Raw genomic sequence first — 6,409 nt, 5'->3', positions numbered from 1 at the left:
GTGGTTGTCCCCCGCCTAAAGGCAAATTCCCAAGTATTACTCACCCGTCCGCCGCTCGTCAGCAGAGAAGCAAGCTTCTCTCTGTTACCGCTCGACTTGCATGTGTTAGGCCTGCCGCCAGCGTTCAATCTGAGCCATGATCAAACTCTTCAATTAAAAGTAGTTCAATCAACTCAATGAATTACGCGTTTTTGCTTAGCTTCATTAATGAAACCTTGCTGAACACTCATTCAAAAGTTGCAATACAAATATTTCTGTTTGCTTACTTCTGCAAGTGCCCACACAGTTTGCTTGGCTTGATAGTATTGTTAAAGAGCGTTGCTTCTTTCGAAGCAGGGAGGCGTATTCTACACTTCCCAGTCGTTTCGTCAACCACTTTTTAGCGGCTTTTTTTTCAGCCCGGTTGAAACAAACGCCGTTGCCTGAATCCCTTCCGGATAACTCATGACAACGGCGGCGAATTATAGTGATCTTTCTGAGCCTTTCAAGATCTTTTTTTGATCTCAAACGTCAACTGACTAAAAAACAAACGAACCACTTTAAAACCCCTTATTATTGAACGATTTTAAATCTATTTTGTTGTTTTTTTGTACTTTATTTGAACTGTTGTTATATTAAAGTCTCAAATAATAAATGGACTCAATTTAGGGGCTTCGATTATATGCGCTGGAAATTAATTACGTTTACCTGTTTACTTGTGGCAACTCTAAATCCGAGCGCAATACGAACGAGCAGTGCTATCACTCTTGATAGCAACACAACAAGTTCAGAGTCCGATTTAAAAAGTACCTACCGAAATATCATTGATAACCACCTAAACAAAAATTTCTCGATTATGCGCACAGTCCGCATTTTAATTAACCATTACCCTGAGCACGCCAGCTATATTGTTGATGCAGCATTTGATGCGAGGGAAAATCGAGTTAACGCTATTGTCGTTGCTGCGATGCAGGCGGAACCCGCTGTTACCTACAGCGTGGTCGACATAGCTATTCAACGCTACCCTGACTTATGTGACGCTATCGTCGAATCGGCTATTCAAACCGAACCGGCTTATATCGACGACATCATTAGTATTGCTCTCAAACGAGAACCTGGGCAAGCAGACATAATTATACGAAAAGCAGTGGCATCACACCCAGACTTCACCGAATCCGTTTTACGCACTGCAGCCAAGGAAGCACCTAACTCTATACTCTCCTCAATAACCGAATCTATTAAAGCACTGCCAGACACAGCTACGGCACTAGTCTCTGTGTTAAAGGACTTCTTTGTCGGTACTGATAAAGAAAAGCAGAACTACAGTTTGAATAAGGAAGAGTGGAGATTGCTTACTTTAGAAGCAAAGCAGTCGGGAGTAAGCCGTAAAGAACTTGAGTGGCTGGTTAATGAAGGGTATTTAGAAAAGGAGACGTTAGCGAAAATCTTTGACGAAAAGCTAAACTAAAAAAGAATCGCAATTCCAAAAACAAAAAAGCCGACTGCGTACAGTCGGCTTTTTAACTTTCTGAATCAGTTTACTCAGTAACTTCTTCCGCTACTTCTTCAACTTCTTCTACTTCTGGGCGACCAACTAATTCAATGTAAGCCATTGGTGCGTTATCACCTGTACGGAAGCCACACTTCATAATACGAGTGTAACCACCTGGGCGTTCTTCATAACGCGGACCTAACTCATTAAACAGCTTGCCAACAACTTCTTTGTCACGTGTGCGTGCGAACGCCAGACGACGATTTGCTACGCTGTCTTGTTTTGCCATTGTGATCAACGGCTCAACAACGCGACGTAACTCTTTTGCTTTTGGCAAAGTCGTCTTGATGATCTCATGACGCACCAAAGAGCTTGCCATGTTGCGGAACATTGCCTGACGATGGCTGCTGTTTCGATTTAGTTGACGACCACTCTTACGATGGCGCATACCTATACCCTTCTCAGTAAATCTATTACTAAGGTGACCTTAGTCGTTATCAATTAAGCTAGCTGGTGGCCAGTTCTCAAGGCGCATGCCAAGAGACAAACCACGTGAAGCCAACACGTCTTTGATTTCAGTCAACGACTTTTTACCTAAGTTCGGAGTTTTTAACAACTCGACCTCAGTCCGTTGTACTAAGTCACCAATGTACTGAATCGCTTCTGCTTTTAAGCAGTTCGCAGATCGAACAGTCAATTCCAAGTCGTCTACCGGACGAAGAAGAATCGGATCAAACTCCGGTTTCTCTTCTTTCTCTTCCGGTTCGCTGATATCACGAAGTTCAACGAAGGCATCCAGCTGCTCAGCTAAAATTGTTGCTGCACGGCGGATTGCTTCTTCTGGATCCAATGTACCATTGGTTTCCATTTCGATAACCAGCTTATCTAAGTCGGTGCGCTGCTCAACACGTGCCGCATCTACAGAATATGCAATGCGCTCAACCGGGCTGAACGACGCGTCGACAAGTAGACGACCGATTGGACGTTCATCATCATCAGCGGACTGACGTGATGCCGCAGGCACGTAACCGCGACCACGTTCAACTTTAACTCGCATAACGAGTTCATAGTCGCCTGTCAAATGACAGATAACGTGCTCAGGATTAACGATCTCAACATCACCATCGTGAGTGAAATCGCCTGCTGTTACAGGACCTGCTCCGGATTTATTCAAAGTCAGAGTCGCTTCATCTTTACCTTCAATGCTGACAGCCAGCCCTTTCAGGTTTAACAAAACTTCAATGACATCTTCCTGAACGCCCTCTTTGCTGCTGTATTCGTGCAGCACGCCATCGATTTCAACCTCAGTCACTGCACAGCCTGGCATTGACGACAGTAAAATGCGACGTAACGCATTACCCAGTGTATAACCAAAGCCGCGTTCCAGAGGCTCCAGTGTCACCTTGGCATGAGTCGGGCTGATTTGCTCGATGTCGACTAACCTCGGCTTTAGGAATTCGGTAACAGAACCCTGCATTGTGTCCTCTCTCTATGCTTAAGCTTTACTTAGAGTAAAGCTCTACGATCAACTGTTCGTTAATTTCAGCAGACAAGTCGCTACGTTCTGGAAGACGTTTAAATTCACCTTCCAATTTGCTGTTGTCTACTTCTATCCAGACTGGCTTCTCGCGTTGTTCTGCAAGCTCCAGTGCTGCTCCGATACGTGCCTGCTTTTTCGCTTTTTCGCGAACAGAAACGACATCTTCAGGACGAACCTTGAACGATGGAATGTTCACTACCTGACCATTCACAACAACTGCTTTGTGACTGACCAGCTGACGAGCTTCTGCGCGTGTTGACGCAAAACCCATGCGATACACTACGTTATCCAAGCGCTGTTCCAGCAACTGCAACAGGTTCTCACCGGTATTGCCTTTCAGTCGTGCAGCTTCTTTGTAGTAGTTACGAAATTGCTTTTCCAGAACGCCGTACATACGACGAACTTTCTGTTTCTCACGCAACTGAACACCGTAGTCTGACAAACGGCCGCGACGCGCGCCGTGTTGTCCTGGTGCAGTCTCGATCTTACATTTAGAATCGATTGCGCGAACGCCGCTTTTCAGGAACAAATCTGTTCCTTCGCGACGGCTCAGCTTGAGCTTAGGACCCAAATATCTTGCCATGATCTTTCTCCAACTATCGATTCACGCCTTAAACGCGACGTTTCTTAGGCGGACGACAACCGTTGTGAGGAATCGGTGTCACATCGGTAATATTTGTGATTTTGTAACCAACGGCGTTCAGGGCACGAATCGATGATTCACGACCTGGGCCTGGACCATTCACAAATACTTCCAGGTTTTTCAGTCCGTATTCCTTCGCCATTTCACCTGCTCGTTCTGCTGCAACCTGTGCTGCGAACGGCGTTGATTTCCGTGAACCACGGAAGCCCGATCCACCTGCGGTAGCCCACGCTAATGCGTTACCCTGGCGATCAGTAATGGTAATAATGGTGTTGTTGAAAGATGCATGTACGTGAGCCATGCCATCGGCGACCTGCTTTTTAACGCGCTTTCGAGAGCGAGTTGGTGTTTTAGCCATTACTCAATCCCCCTATTTCTTAATTGGTTTGCGCGGACCTTTACGAGTGCGCGCATTTGTTTTAGTGCGCTGCCCACGTAGAGGTAAGCTACGACGATGACGAAGTCCACGGAAACACCCGAGGTCCATCAAACGTTTAATGTTCATAGATACTTCACGACGCAGATCGCCTTCTACTGCGAACTTTGATACTGCGTCACGAAGCGCGTCCAGTTTGTCTTCTGACAATGAACCAATCTTAGTGTCTTCAGCAATACCCGTTGCAGCAAGAATCTGCTGTGAACGAGTACGGCCAACACCGTAGATTGCAGTCAAGGCAATGACTGCATGCTTATTGTCAGGAACGTTAATGCCAGCGATACGGGCCACTAACACGTCTCCTTTAATTTGTAGGCTTCAGTTGAAAAGCCCGTTAGGATACTCAACCGATTGCCGAATTGCAAATACTTCAAAGGCCGCGGCTGTTAAGCCGCTAGCCTTTCCTTCGAATCAACCTTGTCGTTGCTTATGCTTAGCATCAGTGCAAATAACGCGAACTACACCGTTACGCTTGATGATTTTGCAGTTACGACAGATTTTCTTCACGGAAGCACGAACTTTCATTGCTACTCTCCGTTCTACCCAATCTTACCGGCCGTAGCCTTTGAGATTGGCTTTTTTCAGGACAGAGTCATATTGATGCGACATCATATGAGTCTGAACCTGTGCCATAAAGTCCATGATAACAACAACGATAATCAATAATGATGTACCGCCGAAGTAGAATTGCACATTCCATGCAATCATCATGAACTCCGGAACCAAACAGACAAAGGTAATGTACAGTGCGCCTGCTAATGTCAAGCGCGTCATTACTTTATCGATATATCTCGAGGTTTGCTCACCTGGGCGTATACCCGGGATAAACGCACCTGACTTCTTCAAGTTATCCGCTGTTTCGCGAGGGTTAAATACCAACGCTGTATAGAAGAAACAGAAGAAGATTATCGCAGCCGCGTACAATAACACATATAACGGCTGACCGGGAGACAATGTCATTGATACTTGTTGCAAAAAGTCTGCAACCGCACCTTCACCAGAGCCAAACCAAGTGGCAATGGTACCCGGAAATAAAATAATACTCGACGCGAAAATTGGTGGAATAACACCTGCCATATTCACTTTCAATGGCAAGTGAGTGCTTTGTGCAGCGAATACCTTACGACCCTGTTGACGCTTGGCGTAGTTAACGACTATACGACGCTGACCACGTTCAACAAAAACAACGAAGTAGGTTACTGCAATAACCACAACACCAATTAACAATAACAATAACAAGTGCAAGTCACCTTGACGCGCTTGTTCGGCCGTTTGGCCGATAGCGGAAGGTAATCCTGCAACAATACCCACAAAGATCAGGATAGAGATACCGTTGCCTATACCACGCTCAGTAATTTGTTCACCTAGCCACATAAGGAACATTGTCCCTGTGACTAAGCTCACAATAGCAGTGAAATAGAAGCCGAAACCAGGGTCTATTACGAGTCCTGGCATTAAGTTTGGTAAGCCAGTAGCTATACCAATCGACTGGAACGTAGCCAGTATTAAAGTACCCCACCGCGTATACTGGTTTATCTTACGACGACCAGATTCACCTTCTTTCTTAAGCTCGGCCAGGCGTGGATGAACCACACTTGCCAACTGCATAATAATCGAAGCCGAAATATACGGCATAATACCTAATGCAAATACTGAAGCGCGCTCCAAGGCACCACCGCTGAACATGTTAAACATAGCAACGATGGTATCTTTCTGCTGCTCGAATAGCTGAGCTAATACAGCGGCATCAATACCAGGAATAGGCACAAAGGAGCCCGCTCGGAAAACGATAATCGCTCCTAACACAAACAACAGGCGACGCTTAAGTTCCGACAAGCCACCTTGCGCTCGATTTGATTCCAATCCTGGTTTAGCCATTTGCTCTATCCTTCGATTTTGCCGCCAGCAGCTTCAATAGCTTCGCGAGCGCCTTTGGTGACTTTCAGACCTTTTACAGTCACAGCACGACTTAACTCACCAGATTTGATGACTTTAGCGTGTAGTACGTTCTTACGAACGAGACCTGCTGCTTTCAAAGTCGCCAGTTCAACGGTATCACCGTCAACCTTCGCGATCTCTGCCAAGTTTACTTCCGCGGTAACCATTGCTTTGCGAGAAGTAAAACCAAATTTTGGCAGACGACGTTGAATTGGCATTTGTCCGCCTTCGAAACCTGGCTTAACAGTACCACCAGAGCGAGATTTCTGCCCTTTGTGGCCACGTCCACCAGTCTTTCCAAGACCTGAACCAATACCGCGTCCAACGCGCTTTTTGCTGCTTTTTGCACCAGGTGCGGGAGCAAGAGTATTAAGTTCCATC

9 protein-coding genes and 1 rRNA gene are annotated in these 6,409 nt (G+C 46.0%); 1 reads left to right on the top strand and 9 read right to left on the bottom strand.

The window, feature by feature from the left end; genetic code table 11:
• A 16S ribosomal RNA gene (locus BM359_RS11300) occupies positions 1-156 on the bottom strand; the annotation flags it as partial.
• Between the two features lie 679 nt (positions 157-835).
• Here BM359_RS11300 and BM359_RS11295 point away from each other — a divergent pair.
• The gene (locus tag BM359_RS11295; protein ID WP_224798151.1) at positions 836-1,447 is read left to right on the top strand and encodes a hypothetical protein; all 612 of its coding nucleotides are present in this window, start codon (positions 836-838) and stop codon (positions 1,445-1,447) included.
• Between the two features lie 70 nt (positions 1,448-1,517).
• Here the strand turns inward: BM359_RS11295 and rplQ are convergent, their stop codons facing one another.
• The 8 genes from rplQ to rplO all read right to left on the bottom strand — a co-directional run bounded on the left by rplQ (position 1,518) and on the right by rplO (position 6,408).
• On the bottom strand, positions 1,518-1,919 hold the full coding sequence (gene rplQ / locus BM359_RS11290) for a 50S ribosomal protein L17 (protein WP_034822551.1): 402 nt from the start codon (positions 1,917-1,919) through the stop codon (positions 1,518-1,520).
• Positions 1,920-1,958: 39 nt separating this feature from the next.
• A complete protein-coding gene (locus tag BM359_RS11285) occupies positions 1,959-2,948 on the bottom strand; it encodes a DNA-directed RNA polymerase subunit alpha (RefSeq protein WP_054489083.1) in 990 nt (329 codons plus the stop codon).
• A 25-nt stretch (positions 2,949-2,973) separates the two neighbouring features.
• Entirely contained in the window at positions 2,974-3,594 is a 621-nt protein-coding gene (gene rpsD, locus BM359_RS11280; RefSeq protein WP_054489085.1) for a 30S ribosomal protein S4, read from the bottom strand.
• Positions 3,595-3,622: 28 nt separating this feature from the next.
• Entirely contained in the window at positions 3,623-4,012 is a 390-nt protein-coding gene (rpsK, locus tag BM359_RS11275) for a 30S ribosomal protein S11 (RefSeq protein WP_011235125.1), read from the bottom strand.
• A 12-nt stretch (positions 4,013-4,024) separates the two neighbouring features.
• Positions 4,025-4,381 carry a 30S ribosomal protein S13 gene (gene rpsM / locus BM359_RS11270; RefSeq protein ID WP_011235126.1) on the bottom strand — a complete coding sequence of 119 codons (357 nt, stop codon included), beginning with the start codon at positions 4,379-4,381 and terminating at the stop codon, positions 4,025-4,027.
• Positions 4,382-4,501: 120 nt separating this feature from the next.
• Positions 4,502-4,615, bottom strand: coding sequence for a 50S ribosomal protein L36 (rpmJ, locus tag BM359_RS11265; RefSeq protein ID WP_006956433.1), 114 nt, complete (start codon positions 4,613-4,615; stop codon positions 4,502-4,504).
• Between the two features lie 24 nt (positions 4,616-4,639).
• Entirely contained in the window at positions 4,640-5,968 is a 1,329-nt protein-coding gene (secY, locus tag BM359_RS11260; RefSeq protein ID WP_054489087.1) for a preprotein translocase subunit SecY, read from the bottom strand.
• 5 nt (positions 5,969-5,973) lie between these two features.
• Positions 5,974-6,408 (bottom strand): 50S ribosomal protein L15, encoded by a 435-nt coding sequence (gene rplO, locus BM359_RS11255; protein WP_054489089.1) that lies wholly within the window; start codon positions 6,406-6,408, stop codon positions 5,974-5,976.
• Position 6,409 lies beyond the last annotated feature (1 nt).

It is taken from the genome of Idiomarina abyssalis (assembly GCF_900116625.1).
Taxonomy (GTDB): Bacteria; Pseudomonadota; Gammaproteobacteria; order Enterobacterales; family Alteromonadaceae; genus Idiomarina; species Idiomarina abyssalis.
Note: the sequence above shows the minus strand (reverse complement) of the source record. Positions and strands in the feature narration are given on the sequence as shown.

Bases quoted from the DNA above. Each gene is read 5' to 3' on its own strand.
- BM359_RS11295 (WP_224798151.1), top strand. From the start codon at position 836: ATGCGCACAGTCCGCATTTTAATTAACCATTACCCTGAGCACGCCAGC.
- rplQ (WP_034822551.1), bottom strand. From the start codon at position 1,919: ATGCGCCATCGTAAGAGTGGTCGTCAACTAAATCGAAACAGCAGCCAT.
- BM359_RS11285 (WP_054489083.1), bottom strand. From the start codon at position 2,948: ATGCAGGGTTCTGTTACCGAATTCCTAAAGCCGAGGTTAGTCGACATC.
- rpsD (WP_054489085.1), bottom strand. From the start codon at position 3,594: ATGGCAAGATATTTGGGTCCTAAGCTCAAGCTGAGCCGTCGCGAAGGA.
- rpsK (WP_011235125.1), bottom strand. From the start codon at position 4,012: ATGGCTAAAACACCAACTCGCTCTCGAAAGCGCGTTAAAAAGCAGGTC.
- rpmJ (WP_006956433.1), bottom strand. From the start codon at position 4,615: ATGAAAGTTCGTGCTTCCGTGAAGAAAATCTGTCGTAACTGCAAAATC.
- secY (WP_054489087.1), bottom strand. From the start codon at position 5,968: ATGGCTAAACCAGGATTGGAATCAAATCGAGCGCAAGGTGGCTTGTCG.
- rplO (WP_054489089.1), bottom strand. From the start codon at position 6,408: ATGGAACTTAATACTCTTGCTCCCGCACCTGGTGCAAAAAGCAGCAAA.